The sequence below is a fragment of the Phaeocystidibacter luteus genome, assembly GCF_008933115.1.
Taxonomy (GTDB): Bacteria; Bacteroidota; Bacteroidia; order Flavobacteriales; family Schleiferiaceae; genus Phaeocystidibacter; species Phaeocystidibacter luteus.
Window position 1 is genome coordinate 339,384 of the sequence record NZ_WBVO01000002.1, and the last position, 16,913, is coordinate 356,296.

The window sequence follows — 16,913 nt, forward strand, 5'->3', positions numbered from 1 at the left end:
CCTCAGGCCACAGGGCAAGAGGGGGATTTTTTATGCAATTGTTTCTCTTTTAGAATCGGATAATCCAAGCATTGGTGATCACACTCTTCACGCGCTCAAGGTCGGTCTTGGCAGCGTTCAGTGTTCCGTAGCTGTTGTACACAACTCTGTAAGTGTTCAAGTCGGCAATAAACACAACTTCGTATTCACCACCTTCTACAACGCGCTGTGCGGCAAACTCATTAGCCATTTGAGCATTCGGGAAGCTACCAATTACAATGCGCCATTTAGTGTTGGTTGCATCTGGGGTAACTGGTTGACCACCGCGTGACTCAACAACGTACTCGTTATTCGATTCAGGCTTAGAACGAAGAACTGTAATCTTCTGCTCAAGACTGTCGATGTTGTTATTCATCACCGATAGGATGTTGTAAAGATCCTCGATTTGGGTGTCGTACTTGCGACGAGCTGTTTCGAGTTCCTGACGCGCCTCTTCTGCTTCTTGTTCTGCAGCTTTCTTCGCAGCCACCAAATCGTCATAGTCACCTTGTGGCACTTTGGCCATTGGCTCATGACCATTGATGGAATAGCGAACCCCAATTGAAATTTGACCGAAGTAATCGCTTTCAGCAGCGCCGCCGCTTTGGGCATCGCCCCAATCGTTGTCAATCATCATAAAGGTCTTGTAGCCCAGAACGACATCAACTTGATTGGCGATAGCGTAGCTTATGCTTCCACCAAGTGATCCCATAGGGCTGGCAGAATAGGCACCATCAGCTGGCACCTTCGCAATCACTTCGTTTGTGTTGGTATTGTAGGCAATGGATTGAAAGTAGCTCCAACCGATTGCACCGTCAATAAAGACGGCAAATTTGGATGGTTCATTGGTGAATGCTCCGAGAAGGTCGTACTGAAGCCCGAGTATGCCGGTTAAATTCTGATGCTCGAAGTAGTATTCGTTGCCGCCCCCATTAATTGAGGCGAGCGAAGCATCCGTATAGAGACGTAAATCGTCAGTCAATCCATATTGAAGCGCGAAGCCAACACCCGGACTAAGTCCCTTGGTAGGGTGGTCGAAATCGGTATCTCCAAACATGAGATTGGTGGAGATATAGGAGTGGACGGCCCAGTCTCCTTTTTGCGCCCATGCTACTGAAGTTCCAAGTCCCATCAGCATGATTAGAGCGAATATTTGTTTCCTCATAGGTGTGCGTTTCGAACGAAAATAAGGAATTGTGCGTCAAGTCCTACGAAATTGTATGTCAGACCTTTCGCTCATTTTTTATCGAGCATGTAGTTTCAGGCTATAATTTGTACCTTTGCGCACCTTTTCGGAGGGTAATTATCTTGAAAATCAAATTGCTAAGCGAAATAGAGAGATGAATATCACGAAGCGACAGATTGACGACCTAAATGCGGTTGTAACTATTGAAGTAGCTCCAGAAGATTACGCGGACAAAGTGAAGCAGATCCTTGAGGACTACCGCCGCAACGCTAAAATCCCAGGATTCCGTCCAGGTAAAGTGCCTGCCGGTATGGTGAAGCGCCAGTACGGTCGCGCTGTGACCATTGACGAAGTTAACAAGCTTCTTCAGAACAGCATCTTCGAGTACATTCAGAAAGAAGAACTCGACATCCTTGGCAATCCATTGCCTGTAACTAAAACAGATATCGATTGGGAAGCTAACGCGCCTATCGAATTTGAGTTTGAATTGGGAATCACTCCTCAGTTCGACCTTCCTATCAACAAAAAGTCAAAAGTGCCGTACTACGCTATTAAGGTAGACGACAAGGCGGTTGACAACGAAGTTGAAGCACTTACTCGTCGCTACGGCAAGATGAGCGAGCCAGAAACTGCTGAGCTCGAAGACATCGCCTACGGTACATTCGCTCAAGTTGATGCTGATGGAAACATCGTAGAAGGTGGTTTCAACAAAGAAGCACGTTTTGCTTTCAAAGAGCTCAAGACTAAGAAGAAGCAAGGTGAAGCCATGAAGCTTTCAGCCGGCGATTCTATGGACATCGTTCCATCAAAGGATTTCGTAGCTGACTTCAACGTAACCGGTATTCTTGAGGTGTCAGCTGACGATCTTAAGAAAATGGATGGTGTGCGTTTCACCCTTTCAAACATTTACCGAATTGAGCCTGCTGAAATGAACCAGGAGTTGTTCGACAAGGTGTTCGGCGAAGGTGTTGTGACTTCAGAAGAAGAGCTTCGTACCAAACTCAGCGAAGAGATGGCGAAGATGTACGTTCAAGAAACGGACAACTACTTCCTCAACTCTGTGAGCGATATGCTTATGGATAAGGTCGATTTCGAACTTCCAGTTGCCTTCCTTAAAAAGTGGATGCGTACTGCGGGAGAGAAAGAGCTTTCTGAGCAAGAAGTAGAAGACCAATGGGAGAACACTTCTAAAGGTCTCAAGTGGCAGCTCATCGAGAACAAGTTGGTGAAAGATAACCACCTACACGTTCACAAAGAGGAGCTTGAAGATTATGCAGCTGGATACGTGCGTCAGCAAATGGCGCAATTCGGACAGCAGAATATCGAAGACGAGCAGGTGAAAACTATCGCTCAAAGCTTGATTCAAGATGAAGAGCAGTCTCGTGGTATGTCTGACCGCATCCTCAACCAAAAAATGACCGCCTTCTTCAAAGAAAATTTGAAGCTTGACGAGAAAGCCGTTTCGTATGATGAATTTGTTAAATTGGTGAACGAACAAAAGTGAGAATCACTCGTTCGTTATCAGTAAAACAAACACATGGATTTCGGTAAAGAGTTTAAGAAATACGCTACGAAGCACCAGGGGATCCAAAGCATGTACGTCGACCAATACGTCGATGCGTCGCTTACCCCATATATCATTGAAGAACGTCAGTTGAACGTTGCGCAAATGGACGTTTTCTCGCGCTTGATGATGGATCGCATCATCTTTCTAGGCACGGGAATCAATGACCAAATTGCCAACATCGTTCAAGCACAGCTGTTGTTCTTGGAGTCAGCTGATGCCAAGAAAGACATTCAGATCTACATGAATTCACCAGGTGGATCTGTGTACGCTGGGCTTGGTATCTACGACACAATGCAGGTTGTTTCGCCAGACGTAGCTACAATTTGTACAGGTATGGCCGCCTCAATGGCCGCAGTTCTCCTTTGCGCTGGAACAGATGGAAAGCGTACTGCACTTCCACATTCTCGCGTTATGATTCACCAGCCTATGGGCGGTGCACAAGGTCAAGCTTCCGATATGGAAATTACCCTAAAGGAAATCCTCAAGCTCAAGTCTGAGCTCTACGAGATCATTTCCAAGCATTCAGGTAAGCCAATGGACGAAGTTGAGCGCGATAGCGATCGCGACTATTGGATGACTGCCAAAGAGGCGAAAGAGTACGGAATGATTGATGAAGTCCTCGTTACTAAGAAGGCTTCAAAATAATATCGAATTGGTCATACCACGGTTTCACTAAATTCGTAAATCGAGTATATGAAGGAAAAAGAAAACTTGAGTTGTTCGTTTTGTGGGCGCGATAAAAAGGATACTAACATCCTAATCGCTGGTATCAATGGTCATATCTGTGATCAATGTATCCTACAAGCGTACAACATAGTTTCCGAAGAACTCGAAACGAAAGAAGCAGAAGATCTCGGTGAAGGTCTGAAGCTCGTGAAGCCGAAAGAGATCAAGAAGTTTCTCGACGATTATGTGATTGGACAGGATGACGCCAAAAAGGTCCTTTCTGTCGCTGTCTACAACCACTACAAGCGCCTGCTAAACGGTGCCAAAAAGGAGGACGTAGAGCTCGAGAAATCTAACATCGTATTAGTTGGTGAAACGGGCACGGGGAAAACTCTCCTTGCCCGTACCATCGCCAAAATGCTGAATGTTCCATTTACTATTGTCGACGCAACCGTTCTTACCGAAGCGGGCTACGTTGGCGAAGACGTGGAAAGCATTCTTACCCGTCTACTTCAAGCTGCGAATTACGATACGAAAGCTGCTGAGCGCGGTATCGTGTTCATCGATGAAGTAGATAAAATCGCTCGTAAGTCTGACAATCCTTCTATCACGCGCGACGTGAGCGGTGAAGGGGTTCAGCAAGCTCTTCTCAAACTACTTGAAGGTTCTAAAGTGAATGTTCCGCCTCAAGGTGGACGCAAGCACCCGGATCAGAAGTTTATTGAGATCGATACCAAGAACATTCTATTTATCGCAGGTGGTGCATTTGACGGAATCAAGCGTCACATCGCCAATCGCCTCAACACTTCTACTGTAGGTTTCCAGGCAAGCAGCGATAGAAAGAACGTAAATGAAGATGAGTACCTCAAGTACATCATTCCTCAAGACCTTAAGACCTTTGGATTGATCCCAGAGCTTATTGGTCGTATGCCAGTGCTTACGTATTTGAATCCGCTGGACGCCGACGCGATGCGCAAAATCCTCACCGAGCCGAAGAACGCTCTCATGAAACAGTATGAGAAGTTGTTTGAGCTTGATAATGTTGAACTGAAGCTTGAAGATTCTGCCCTCGACTTCATCGTGGAAAAGGCAAATGAATCTAAGCTCGGCGCACGTGGATTGAGAGGCATCTGCGAAACCATCTTCAACGACGCAATGTTCGAGTTGCCAAGTGAAACCGAAGAAGGTGGACAGGTGTTGATTGTGGATAGAGCTTACGCCGAGAAGCAATACGCAAAGCTCGGAGGTGCAAAGCTCAAAGCAGCTAGCTAATTTCCCTTATTTCTTTCTCTCGTATCGAGTAATGGTGAAGTCTTGAGCATGTCGCTCATCCTTCGCATGATACTCCTCGTTGACAACTTCCCATTCATTCCTATCGATTTCCGGGAAGTAGGCATCGCCGCCACCAAACGTGTGGTGAATGTGCGTGATTTCAAGTCGGGATGCATAAGGCATCGCCAACTTATAAATCTGAGCACCTCCTACGATGAATGGCTGGTCGTCTTCTTTGACCAACTCAATCGCTTCTTCCATGGAATGGACAACAGAAATTCCTTCTGCGGAATAGCCTTCCTTGCGAGTAATAACAACGTTATGTCGCTTAGGTAGCGGTTTTGCGTTGATGGAATCGAAGGTCTTTCTCCCCATGATTACAGCGTGACCCTTGGTTGAGCGCACGAAGTGTTTCATATCATCCGGAAGGTTCCAGATGAGGTCGTTGTCCGCTCCAAGCGTATTCTGTTCGTCTATTGCTGCAATGAGGGTTAGAATCATGTCGTCAATCCATTGATTTGTTGGCTCGAACCTTTTGTTCCGATTCGTCTTTTGGAAGAACTGCGCGAAGCGGTGTGTATTGAAGCAGGCGAGGGTCGTACTTCACAATCCATTGGCCTGATTCGTCAGGCAATGCAGCTTCGATAACTTCCAGATTCTTCAAAAGTAAGTCATTCCACTCTCGGTATGACTTGGGCGAGAAGGTGATGCAGTTTATTTCGCCGTTCTCATCCGTTCTTATCAACCAGCGCAGGCTGTCAGGCACATTGAGAGCCTGCTCTTGAAAGAAGGACGTCAACGCTTTAGAAGCGGAGTGAGAATCTTCCAGTGGACGAACGTTGAGCTTTCCTCGAACACAACATCCCAAGGGCTGATCAACCGTATAGGATACAGCCAGAATATCATGCGTATACTCCTCAATTGGCAAGGCGTAGAGAATCCCTTCGACCTGACTCGAAAAGACATCCGAATTAGATTCAATAATCTCTACCGATTTCACGATGGACGTGTCAAACGTGATCAGGAAGCGGCACTGGCCGTTGACGATTACGTCAGACTCTTTGTTTTCTTCGAGAAGTCTGTCGTAAATGTATTCATCCAGCGCAGACCTGAAATCTGTAATCGTATCAGAATCTGAATAGCCCTTGATAATCGGATATCCGGAGTACACAGTTTGAGAAGATCCGGTTGTAAATCGGTGTCCACCCTGTCCGAAGCTCGAACAGGAAAGTGCAATCAAAAAACCGATGAGAGCGATGCGAGACATTATACGGCCACTTGTGCTTTGATGTGAGGATGTGGATCGTATCCTTCGATAGCAAAATCGTCAAACTTGAAGTCGAGGATATCCTTTACATCAGGATTCACTACCAGTTTAGGAAGCGCTCTGAACTCACGGCTCAATTGCTCGTTTACCTGGTCGATGTGATTGGTATAAATGTGGGCATCACCCAATGTGTGCACAAAATCACCTACTTCTAGATTGCACACCTGCGCAATCATGTGGGTGAGCATCGCATAGCTTGCGATATTGAACGGAACACCTAGGAAGATGTCGGCACTACGTTGGTACAGCTGGCAGCTTAGTTTCCCATCAGCTACATAGAATTGGAAGAAAGCGTGGCACGGTGGGAGGGCCATGTCTTGAATCATTCCTGGGTTCCATGCTGAAACGATGATGCGACGACTATCCGGATTGTTCTTAATCTGGTTGATTACGCCCATCAATTGGTCGATGGTTTCGCCATTTGGCGCAGGCCATGACCTCCACTGGTAGCCGTAAACGGGACCAAGGTCGCCCCACTTTTCAGCAAACGCCTCATCTTCGGCAACGCGCTGAGCGAACTCCTTGATGGATTCGCCTTTGTACTCCTCGGACTTCTCGAACTTTGCGAAAGGCCAATCATCCCAAATGCGTACACCGTTTTGGTCCAAATAGCGAATGTTCGTATCGCCTTGTATGAACCAAAGGAGCTCGTGCAGAATCGACTTGATGTGAAGCTTCTTTGTGGTGATGAGTGGGAAGCCCTCTTGAAGGTTGAATCGCATTTGATAACCAAATACGCTAACTGTTCCGGTGCCCGTGCGGTCGTCTTTGCGAACGCCATTTTCGAGCACATGCTTCATGAGGTCGTGGTACTGCTTCATAATCGAATTTCTCCCTTAAATCACCATTGAACTTAGGGATGAAATATACAAAATGAGGTGTGTTGTTCGACCAGAAATTAGGTCAACATACCAACAAGCACAGCTGTGAAAAGAGAGGCCATTGTGCCGGCGAGAAGGGCGCGTAATCCGAGCTTGCTCAATTCGCTTTTTCGGCTAGGGGCAAGGGCTCCGATGCCGCCGATTTGAATTCCGATACTCGCAAAATTGGCAAAACCACAAAGGATGTAGGTGGCAATCATCGCACTCCTTTTGTGAATAAATTGTCCTTCATTGAGCATGTCGGCCATCGAAGTGTAGGCGTAGAATTCATTTAGAATGGTCTTCTCGCCCAGAAGTTGACCCACAACGTAAATATCGGATCCATCAACGCCCATTAGCCAAGTCAATGGAGCGAGCGTATAGCCTAAAATGAATTGAAGTGAGAAGCTGTCGTATCGACCTTCCGAAACCGAGGCCGCCCACTCGTTGAGTCCGGTGTATTCGCCAATGATGTCACTTAGAATGGCGTTAAATCCGTAGATGAAAGCCGTGAATACAAGGAGCATTGCACCAACGTTTACGGCGAGCTTCAATCCTTCGGTAGTTCCGTTGGCGATAGCCTCTAGCCAGCTTTTGCCTATGGTGGCTTTGCTGATGTGCATGTCCCTATTCACTTCCTTGGTTTCTGGCACGAGGAGTTTAGCAGCAATAATGGCGGCTGGTGCCGACATTACTGAAGCTGCGAGAAGGTGGTTCGCAAAGTAGAGTTCTTGCGCCTCGTTTCCTCCTCCGAGGAATCCAATAAAGGCAGCGAGTACACCACCGGCAATGGTTGCCATACCGCCTGACATCAAGCAAAGCAATTCGCTCTTAGTCATGCCCGCGATATAGGGCTTAACGAGGAGCGGCGCTTCGGTCTGACCGAGGAAGATGTTTCCGGCTGCAGCAAGGCTTTCGGCCCCGCTCAAACGCATGGTGTTTCTCATTACCCAGGCAAAAACGTACACCACTTTCTGGAGGATTCCATAGTAGTAGAATAAGCTCGTGAGGGCGGAGAAGAAGATAACCGTGGGAAGAACTTGAAAGGCGAAGATGTATCCGAATGAAGCTTCGTCTTCAATCAATGATCCGAATAGAAAGAGGGAGCCTTCGCGGGTAAATCCGAGGATTTCCACGAACAGTTTACTCACGCCTACAAACATATCCTGGACCCACTCTACGTGGAGTATTCCGTAGGCAATTAGTAGCTGGAGTAGGAGTCCAACGCCGATTTGCCCCCAGCGAATTTTCCTCCGATTTGTACTGAAAATAAACCCGACCGTTACTAGGAGGAACATGCCCATCATTCCTCTGCCGATGTGGTTGAGGCTGAAGCTAAAGTTCACTTCGTTATTCTGAATAAACGGCGGTTTGTATTTCGGTCGGCGGAAAGAGAATACGACGTTTCCTTCGGAGAAAATGAGAGCTGTATCGCTTTGTTCTACTATGGAGTAGTAGCGTGTTGTGTCGGATGGCGCGGTGTACGAGAACGTGAGGGTTCCGCTTGATTCAAACCAAGTTCCTTCGGCGTAAAGGTTGTTTTTTGCGGCAAGGAAGTAGGCAAAGGTGCTATCCGAACTCAAAAGGATGGAATCCTTCTTGCCTACAGGAAGCAGAGCGCTGTCGGCTTTGTTGGATATACTGTGAAAAGAGTACAGGCCTGCGGTTGGAGCACTGTATTCCGATTGAGATTCTGTTTGAGGTTCTTCTGTGACGAACACACCCACAACGAAGATGGTGGTGGTGAGAAGAAGTAGAATGAGTGCGATGATTTTAAATCGCATGGCAGGGTAGGTTAGGATTCGCGGCGGCCGATTTCGTCGCGGATTCGAGCTGCAAGTTCATAGTCCTCATTCTTTACAGCCTTATCCAGCATTTCGTTTAGCTGTGCCAAACTAGAGGATTTCAGTGGATTATCAGAATCTGAGGTCTTCTTTTCGCTCTTGGGTGCTTCGGTCGGTGCAGTTGAAGTGGTATCTGCTTCGTCGGCTTCTTCCTTTAGAATCAAACCGGCAGATTGGAGAACTTCTTCGGTGGTGTAGATAGGACATTGGAAGCGAATGGCAAGTGCCACGGCATCCGATGGGCGAGCGTCGAGAATCTCTTCTTTTCCATCCTTAATGCAGTGGAGGTTCGCGTAAAACACTCCGTCCTTAATCTTGTAAATGATGATTTCTGTGAGGCCAATGTCGAATACTTGCGCGAAATCTCTGAAGAGGTCATGGGTAAGTGGACGTGGAGGGGAAACCATCTTTTCGAGGGCAATGGCTATGGCCTGGGCCTCGAAGCCACCAATGACGATAGGCAGCTTACGCGCTCCGTTCTCTTCTGCGAGAATGAGTGCATAAGCGCCTGTTTGTCTTTCGCTGTACGAAAGACCTTTTATCGTCAATGGGATTTTATTCATTCCTAGTTGGCTTTGAAGCTCTTAAGTGCTTCAGTCAACTGCGGTACAACTTCGAAAGCGTCGCCTACAATTCCGTAGTCAGCCGCCTTGAAGAATGGAGCCTCTGGATCATTGTTAATCACAACAATCGTCTTAGAGCCGCTCACACCAGCAAGGTGCTGAATAGCGCCCGAGATACCGATGGCGATATACAATGAAGGGTTGATTTGGATGCCCGTTTGGCCAACGTGCTCGCTGTGAGGACGCCATCCGATGTCGCTTACAGGCTTTGAACATGCAGTACCAGCGCCGAGAACTTCGGCCAAGTCTTCTACCATGTTCCAGTTTTCAGGAGCTTTTAGTCCACGACCTGCCGACACAACGAGGTCAGCCTCCGGGAGCGGAATCTTTCCTTTCACGCGGTCAACGTCAAGAACTTCGCTCTTAGCGCTCGCCGCAACTGAGCTTGAATGTGAAGAAACTGAAGCGTCTCCTCCGTGTTCTTTCACTCCAATTGCATTTGGAACGATGCCAACGATTACTTTATCTGCAGAGGTTTGGTAATCTACCAAGCCCTTATTAGAAAATGCATTTCTGCGAACGGTGAACGGTGAGAAGTTACTCGGGATCTCGATTGCATTCGAGATGTACGCGGCTCCTGCTTTTACGCTCAACATTGGAGCGATCATTCGTCCGTTGTTTGTGCCGGAAATTACAAAGTGCTTTGCGCCTTTCGCTTCGGCCACTTCGTTTAGCGCATCTGCCCAAACTGAAGCGTTGAAGCTTCCGAAGGCATCGCCTTCAACTTGTACAACTTCGCTAGCGCCAAACTTGCCAAGGCTGCTCGCATCGTCGTCGATGTTTCCAACGGTTACGGCGATAACGTCAGTGCCTTCAGCGTTTGCAACGTCCTTCGCGTAGCTCACTGCTTCGTGAGTAATCTTCTTAAACTTTCCTTCCCAGGATTCAGCAAATACAATAACTGCCATTTCCACTAATTTTATAATTGTCCCAATGGATGGGATTAAATCACTTTAGCCTCGTTGTGAAGTAGATTCACTAGGTCGTTCACGTTGTCGACCAATTTCACGTCAGCCTTAGGAGCTGGCTTCTCAAACTTCACAGCGCTTGTTCTTGCGTCGGCACCCACAGCTTCGCGGGTCGCAAGAGGCTTAGTTCTGGCGGTCATAATTCCGCGCATGTTCGGAATTCGGAGGTCTTTTTCTTCAACCAATCCTTTTTTACCGCCAATTACAATCGGGAGGGTCATTTTGCTCTTTTCCTTACCGCCATCGATTTCGCGAAGTACGGTTGCACTTCCACCGTCGATGTCCATGCCCACACATGGGCTAGCGTAAGGGAGGTCGAGCATAGCTGCAACCATTCCGCCTACTTGTCCACCGTTGTAGTCGATCGATTCCTGACCACAAATGATGAGGTCGTATTCATTTTCCTTTACCACGGCAGCGATTTGCTCGGCAACGAAATATGCGTCGGATGGTTTGGCGTCAACGCGAATGGCATCATCTGCGCCAATGGCCAATGCCTTGCGTAAAGTAGGCTCGGTAGAGGCGTCACCTACATTGAGTACGGTAACTGATCCTCCGTTTGCTTCCTTGAGTTGGATTGCTTTTGTCAATCCAAATTCGTCGTACGGGTTGATAATAAACTGTACGCCGTTTGTGTCGAATTCCGTATTGTCGTTCGTGAAGTTAATCTTGGACGTTGTGTCCGGCACGTGACTAATACACACCAATATCTTCATATAGAGCCTTTTTCAACTTGAAACTTAGGTTTTGCGAAAATAGCCAAAAAATGGTCTCAAACCCATTGATTTTCGCTATCAATTTCTTCTTCATGCCTAACAACTCACTCGGTGTCATGTTCATAAGTGATGCTAGATTCATACATTTGATAGATTATGCCTCGTCTACGCGCTCAATTCACCCTACTCTTGTGTGTGATTTCCATGGCTTTGGTGGCTCAAGATATCAGCTTTACCACCGCTACTGGAAACCAGCAGGCATATCTTATTATCCCTTCTCAAGTTACCGATAACTTCCGCACGGTCAGCTTTTGGATTAGACCAAATCAGGATTGGAATGCGTCCATGTCTACCGTAGAACCCTTACTGGTCAAGGATAAATACGGTCCTTCTTCTCAATGGGGTGGCCGATTCGGTGTTTATGTTGAAAATGGATACTTGAAATGGACAATCGCCGATTACAACAACCAAGCTGGGTTTACCATTCAAAGTGATCAACAAGAGTGGAAGAGGGGTGTTTGGTATCATCTTGCCTTCACTATTAAGCGCGACGAAGGAATGAGGATGTACGTAAACGGCATTCTTCAAGCTGATTCCCATCCAAGAGATGAATTACCTCCACCACCCGTGGAAGGAGCCGATGAGCCTTTTTATCTAGGTACTTGGGGTACCCAGCGAACAGGAAGTCCAAATGTAACCTTCGATGAGGTCCGCTTTTGGTCCGTTGCACGAACCGAAGTCCAAATCCGAGAAAAGATGTGCCAACGCACACAGTGTTGGAATAATCTGAAAGCGGGTTACAATTTTAACGATATGAACAACGGCCTCATAGACGACGCCTGTAATGGGGTGCCGGTAGGCTGGAACGCCAGCATCAAAGCTGGACATATTACCATTTCGGGTGCGCCAGTTGGTAGCGTAAGTACATATATGTATACCGATTCATGGATAGGTAAAGAACTGGGCTTTGCTCCTGGGCGCGATAGTCTTGCCGTTACTGGGGTGAATTTGCCTGCTGATGAAGGCATACATATTTACTATACCAACGGAATGCCTCAAGAAAGAGAGGGGATTCCTGATACGGTGGTCGAACCAGATGGAGTGATCGGAGTGTGGTGTTCGGATACAACAGGTTCATGGGATATGGATTTTTACTTCGGTGGACGTGAACACGTATGTGATGTTTGCTCCTACATCTTTAGCCGAGATATTCACAATACGCAATGGGATGTGCGAAGCGAGATTTCCAATGGTTGTGGATTTACGCTTTTGAATGAGAGTGGACATACCCGAAGATGGCGAGAGGAGTACTTCTTAGTTGACTCACTCTATTTCACCCCAAATTTGTTAGACAGCATAAATGTTTGCGCCAATGAGGTAGGCTTCGTGATGGCCGATTTAATGACCGGAGCTACATATGAATGGGATAATGGAGGCACCTCATTTAGAAGGTCCGTGAGTCAGTCTGGCACCGTTTGGGTGAAAATGCAATGGCGCGATTGTGTGAAATACGACAGCGCATTTGTGACACTCGACTCTATCCCAGAATGGCAATGGGTCAATGACACGACCATTTGTCAAGGCGATTCCATCGATTTGAGATGTCCAGTGGGTGGCGATGTCACTTATTATTGGGATACGGGAGATTCAACTCGATCCATTAGAGTAGGTAGAGCCGGCGTTTATGAGCTCAGGGTTGACAATGGGAACTGTACGGCGACCAATTATGTTACTGTACGCGTGATTCCTGCTTTGAGCGTCGATTTGGGAAAAGATACATTGATGTGTTTGGGAGAAGGCTTGCGCTGGCGATTCAATCCGAACGTTGGAACCTACCGTTGGTGGAACGGTTCGATGTCGAATGAACAGCGCATCTTCAACGACCCTGGAACCTATTGGGTTACCTTGCAGAATGAATGCTTCTTCGTTTCAGACACCATCAATATTGACTTTGTGGATTGCGATTGTAGAATTGACATCCCAAATACCTTTACGCCAAATCTGGATCGAATTAATGAATCTACTGGAGTATTCACGAAGTGTTACTTCCAGTATTACGAGTTTGAGATTTACGATAGATGGGGGAATAGGGTATTCTATTCAACCGACCCACATGCGAGGTGGGATGGTACATTTAGAGGGAAAAACTGTGAAATAGGCCTCTACATGTACAAATTGCAATACCGCAGATGGACAGGCCCAGCAGACCCAGTTGTAAAAACTGGAACGATGATGCTGGCGAGATGACGGTTTGCCAAGCCTTTTTATATAAATTTGCGGTCCTCTGAAAGGTAAACTATGAGAACGATTCAATTTCGTGAAGCTGTGGCCGAGGCCATGAGCGAAGAAATGCGCCGCGACGAGAACATCTTCTTGATGGGCGAGGAAGTGGCCGAATACAACGGAGCTTATAAAGCGTCTAAAGGGATGCTTGACGAGTTCGGTGCGAAACGAGTAATTGATACTCCTATTGCTGAACTTGGATTTGCCGGTATTGGTGTAGGCGCTGCAATGGGCGGTCTTCGTCCGATCGTGGAGTTCATGACATGGAACTTTTCGATGGTTGCGATTGACCAAATCATCAACAATGCGGCCAAGATTCACCAGATGAGTGGAGGTCAGTTGACTGTTCCTATCACATTCCGCGGTCCAACTGGTTCTGCAGGACAGCTTGGTGCAACGCACTCACAGGCTTTTGAGAGCTGGTATGCAAACTGCCCGGGATTAAAGGTGGTAGTTCCAGCAAACCCTTATGATGCAAAGGGACTTCTTAAGTCGGCTATTCGCGACAATGACCCCGTTCTCGTAATGGAGTCTGAGCAGATGTACGGCGACAAGGGCGAAGTGCCTGAAGAAGAATACACCTTGCCAATCGGTGTGGCAGACATCAAGCGTTCTGGTTCTGATGTGACTGTTATCAGCTTTGGTAAGATTTTGAAAGTGGCTCAAGCAGCTGCTGACGAAATGGCCAAAGATGGAGTAGAGGTAGAGCTTATCGATCTCCGCTCTGTTCGTCCGATCGACTACGATACAATTATTGAATCTGTGAAGAAGACCAATCGCCTTGTGATTGTTGAAGAAGCATGGCCGTTGGGTAACATCAGCACAGAGATTAGCTATATGGTACAGAAAAGAGCTTTCGATTTCTTGGATGCGCCGATTGTGAGAATTAACACGGCAGATACGCCAGCGGCGTACAGTCCGACACTAATGGAAGCCTTCCTTCCAAACACCGAGAAAGTTGTAAAAGCTATCCGCGGTGTTATGTATATGGATTGATGAGGCTTTTATAGTAAAATGTTACATTTCATAATGTATATTTGCGCCCCGCAACTGCGGGGCTTTTTCTTTGAACGTAAGAAGAGTAACAAGTACATAACTGAACTATAAAACCATGGGAGAATCTACGATGTACCTGGTTCCACTATTAGGCGTACTCGGTCTAATTGTGATGATTGTAAAGGCGGTTTGGGTAAATAAACAAGACGCCGGAGAAGAGAATATGAAAGAATTGGCAGGTCACATTGCAAAAGGTGCACTTGCTTTCTTACGTGCCGAGTGGCGCGTACTATCCATCTTCGCAGCTGCTGCAGCTTTGCTATTGGGATGGTCCGGAACACTAGTTGAGCACTCAGATTGGGTGATCGCACTTAGCTTCCTTATCGGTGCATTCTTCTCAGCTTTTGCTGGGTGGATCGGTATGAACATCGCAACTAAGTCGAACGTTCGTACAACTCAAGCTGCCCGTTCAAGCCTATCTAAAGCATTGAAAGTATCCTTCACCGGTGGTTCCGTAATGGGTCTAGGTGTTGCTGGTCTTGCTGTTCTTGGTCTAGGTATCCTCTTCATTGTATTCTCTGGAATGTATGAAGGTGAAATGGAAACTGCCCTCGAAGTATTGGCTGGTTTCTCTTTGGGTGCTGAATCTATCGCACTCTTCGCTCGTGTAGGTGGTGGTATTTACACTAAGGCGGCTGACGTAGGTGCTGACCTTGTTGGTAAAGTAGAAGCGGGTATCCCTGAAGATGATCCGCGTAACCCTGCAACAATTGCAGATAACGTTGGTGACAACGTAGGTGACGTTGCTGGTATGGGTGCTGACCTCTTCGGTTCTTATGTAGCAACTATCCTCGCTACAATGGTATTGGGTCGCGAAGTAACTTCTGTTGATGAGTTCAACGGTATCGCTCCAATCCTCCTTCCAATGGTAATCGCAGGTTTGGGAATTGTATTCTCAATCATCGGTATGCTATTCGTTCGCGTTTCTAAAGAAACAGACAGCGTTCAAGCTGCACTTAATAAAGGTAACTGGGGATCTATGATCCTTACAGCAATCGCATCTTACTTCCTCGTAATGTACATGCTCCCTGAGCAAATGTCATTCGATCGTACAGGTGCTTCATTCTCTAACCTCGACGTGTTCATGGCCATTATTGTTGGTCTCGTTGTAGGTGCATTGATGTCAATCATCACCGAGCACTACACCGCAATGGGTCGTCGTCCGGTACTGAGCATCGTTCGTCAATCTTCTACGGGTCACGCTACCAACATTATTGGTGGTTTGGCTATCGGTATGGAATCAACGGTACTTCCGATCATCGTTTTGGCAGGTGGTATCTACGGATCATTCGCATTCGCCGGACTTTACGGTGTGGCAATTGCCGCTGCTGGTATGATGGCAACAACAGCTATGCAGCTTGCAATCGACGCTTTCGGTCCAATTGCGGATAACGCAGGTGGTATTGCTGAAATGAGCGGCCTTCCTAGTGAAGTTCGTGACCGTACGGATAACCTCGACGCTGTAGGTAACACTACTGCGGCAACAGGTAAAGGTTTTGCGATTGCTTCCGCAGCACTTACTGCGCTTGCACTCTTCGCTGCTTACGTAGGTCTTGCTGGTATCAACAGCATCGATATCTACAAAGCTGAGGTGTTGGCCATGCTCTTCGTTGGTGGTATGATTCCATTCATCTTCTCTTCATTGGCAATTGCGGCTGTAGGTCGCGCTGCTATGGATATGGTGAAGGAAGTTCGTCGCCAGTTCAAAGAGATTCCAGGTATCATGGAAGGAAAAGCGACTCCAGAATACGAGAAGTGTGTTGAGATCTCAACTCGCGCCTCTATCCGTGAGATGATTGCTCCTGGTGCATTGGCGATCGTATCGCCTGCCATCGTAGGTTTTGCATTTGGTCCTGAGGCTCTCGGTGGCCTTCTCGCTGGTATCACCGTTTCTGGTGTACTTATGGGTATGTTCCAAAACAACGCCGGTGGTGCATGGGATAACGCTAAGAAATCATTCGAAAAGGGTGTTGAAATCGAAGGTAAGATGGAGTTCAAAGGTTCTGAACCACACAAGGCTTCAGTTACTGGTGACACTGTTGGTGATCCGTTCAAGGATACTTCTGGTCCTTCAATGAACATCCTTATCAAGCTTACTTCAATTGTAGCTTTGATCATCGCTCCACACATCCACGTTGATGGCAACAGTGGTCACAGCGCAACTTCTACCTACACTACAACTGGTCAGGAAGAAGTGGTGAATCTTTACGAAGGAATGATTGTCTACAATCTTCCTGACGGAGACCGCGAAGTAATTGTTGAAGCTGGTGAAGTTCACGAGCTTGACGGCGAAGCGAAGATGGTTAACCTAATCCTTTTTGATAAGGATATGTTCGAAATCACAGGCGAGTACGGAATGGTAAACTTGAACGCTACCGTTACCAATGCTGGTCCAAAGAACTACGCCAAAGGTACTATCGTAAGCCAACAGTCTGGCAAGTCTATTCCAGTGACCATCGAGTTTGGTTACGACAAAGAAAGCTACGCTGTAAAGGGAAACATGAAGTAATAAACGCTTCACTCTACA

At 47.1% G+C, this 16,913-nt stretch carries 14 protein-coding genes; 6 read left to right on the forward strand and 8 right to left on the reverse strand.

The features are described 5' to 3' along the window. Positions 1-49: 49 nt before the first annotated feature. The gene (locus F8C67_RS05325; RefSeq protein WP_151666772.1) at positions 50-1,183 is read right to left on the reverse strand and encodes an SPOR domain-containing protein; all 1,134 of its coding nucleotides are present in this window, start codon (positions 1,181-1,183) and stop codon (positions 50-52) included. A 175-nt stretch (positions 1,184-1,358) separates the two neighbouring features. Between F8C67_RS05325 and tig the strand changes: the two genes are divergently transcribed. From tig to clpX, 3 genes are read left to right on the forward strand one after another with little or no spacing between them, the layout of a single operon-like run. Then, the gene (tig, locus tag F8C67_RS05330; RefSeq protein ID WP_151666773.1) at positions 1,359-2,708 is read left to right on the forward strand and encodes a trigger factor; all 1,350 of its coding nucleotides are present in this window, start codon (positions 1,359-1,361) and stop codon (positions 2,706-2,708) included. Positions 2,709-2,741: 33 nt separating this feature from the next. Continuing rightward, positions 2,742-3,416 carry an ATP-dependent Clp endopeptidase proteolytic subunit ClpP gene (clpP, locus tag F8C67_RS05335; protein WP_151666774.1) on the forward strand — a complete coding sequence of 225 codons (675 nt, stop codon included), beginning with the start codon at positions 2,742-2,744 and terminating at the stop codon, positions 3,414-3,416. A gap of 48 nt (positions 3,417-3,464) precedes the next feature. Then, the gene (gene clpX / locus F8C67_RS05340) at positions 3,465-4,709 is read left to right on the forward strand and encodes an ATP-dependent Clp protease ATP-binding subunit ClpX (RefSeq protein WP_151666775.1); all 1,245 of its coding nucleotides are present in this window, start codon (positions 3,465-3,467) and stop codon (positions 4,707-4,709) included. Between the two features lie 6 nt (positions 4,710-4,715). On the opposite strand, the gene F8C67_RS05345 is transcribed toward clpX, so the two are convergent. The 7 genes from F8C67_RS05345 to F8C67_RS05375 all read right to left on the reverse strand — a co-directional run bounded on the left by F8C67_RS05345 (position 4,716) and on the right by F8C67_RS05375 (position 11,047). Continuing rightward, positions 4,716-5,210: a dihydrofolate reductase gene (locus F8C67_RS05345; protein WP_407675833.1), complete on the reverse strand. Its 495-nt coding sequence runs from the start codon at positions 5,208-5,210 to the stop codon at positions 4,716-4,718. Between the two features lie 4 nt (positions 5,211-5,214). Next, positions 5,215-5,976, reverse strand: coding sequence for a hypothetical protein (locus F8C67_RS05350; RefSeq protein WP_151666776.1), 762 nt, complete (start codon positions 5,974-5,976; stop codon positions 5,215-5,217). Continuing rightward, on the reverse strand, positions 5,976-6,857 hold the full coding sequence (gene thyA, locus F8C67_RS05355; RefSeq protein ID WP_151666777.1) for a thymidylate synthase: 882 nt from the start codon (positions 6,855-6,857) through the stop codon (positions 5,976-5,978). Before thyA ends, F8C67_RS05350 begins: the two co-directional genes overlap by 1 nt. A gap of 77 nt (positions 6,858-6,934) precedes the next feature. Beyond that, entirely contained in the window at positions 6,935-8,680 is a 1,746-nt protein-coding gene (locus F8C67_RS05360) for a NupC/NupG family nucleoside CNT transporter (protein WP_151666778.1), read from the reverse strand. Between the two features lie 11 nt (positions 8,681-8,691). Beyond that, positions 8,692-9,303 (reverse strand): bifunctional nuclease family protein, encoded by a 612-nt coding sequence (locus tag F8C67_RS05365; RefSeq protein ID WP_151666779.1) that lies wholly within the window; start codon positions 9,301-9,303, stop codon positions 8,692-8,694. A 2-nt stretch (positions 9,304-9,305) separates the two neighbouring features. Beyond that, a complete protein-coding gene (locus tag F8C67_RS05370) occupies positions 9,306-10,271 on the reverse strand; it encodes an electron transfer flavoprotein subunit alpha/FixB family protein (protein ID WP_151666780.1) in 966 nt (321 codons plus the stop codon). 35 nt (positions 10,272-10,306) lie between these two features. Beyond that, entirely contained in the window at positions 10,307-11,047 is a 741-nt protein-coding gene (locus tag F8C67_RS05375; protein ID WP_151666781.1) for an electron transfer flavoprotein subunit beta/FixA family protein, read from the reverse strand. A 156-nt stretch (positions 11,048-11,203) separates the two neighbouring features. Here F8C67_RS05375 and F8C67_RS05380 point away from each other — a divergent pair, with 156 nt between their 5' ends. From F8C67_RS05380 to F8C67_RS05390, 3 genes are all read left to right on the forward strand, one after another. After that, positions 11,204-13,294, forward strand: coding sequence for a LamG-like jellyroll fold domain-containing protein (locus tag F8C67_RS05380; protein WP_151666782.1), 2,091 nt, complete (start codon positions 11,204-11,206; stop codon positions 13,292-13,294). Between the two features lie 51 nt (positions 13,295-13,345). Then, positions 13,346-14,326 carry a pyruvate dehydrogenase complex E1 component subunit beta gene (locus F8C67_RS05385; protein WP_151666783.1) on the forward strand — a complete coding sequence of 327 codons (981 nt, stop codon included), beginning with the start codon at positions 13,346-13,348 and terminating at the stop codon, positions 14,324-14,326. Between the two features lie 115 nt (positions 14,327-14,441). After that, complete coding sequence (locus F8C67_RS05390; RefSeq protein ID WP_151666784.1) at positions 14,442-16,895, forward strand: sodium-translocating pyrophosphatase; 2,454 nt, start codon at positions 14,442-14,444, stop codon at positions 16,893-16,895. Positions 16,896-16,913: the final 18 nt, after the last annotated feature.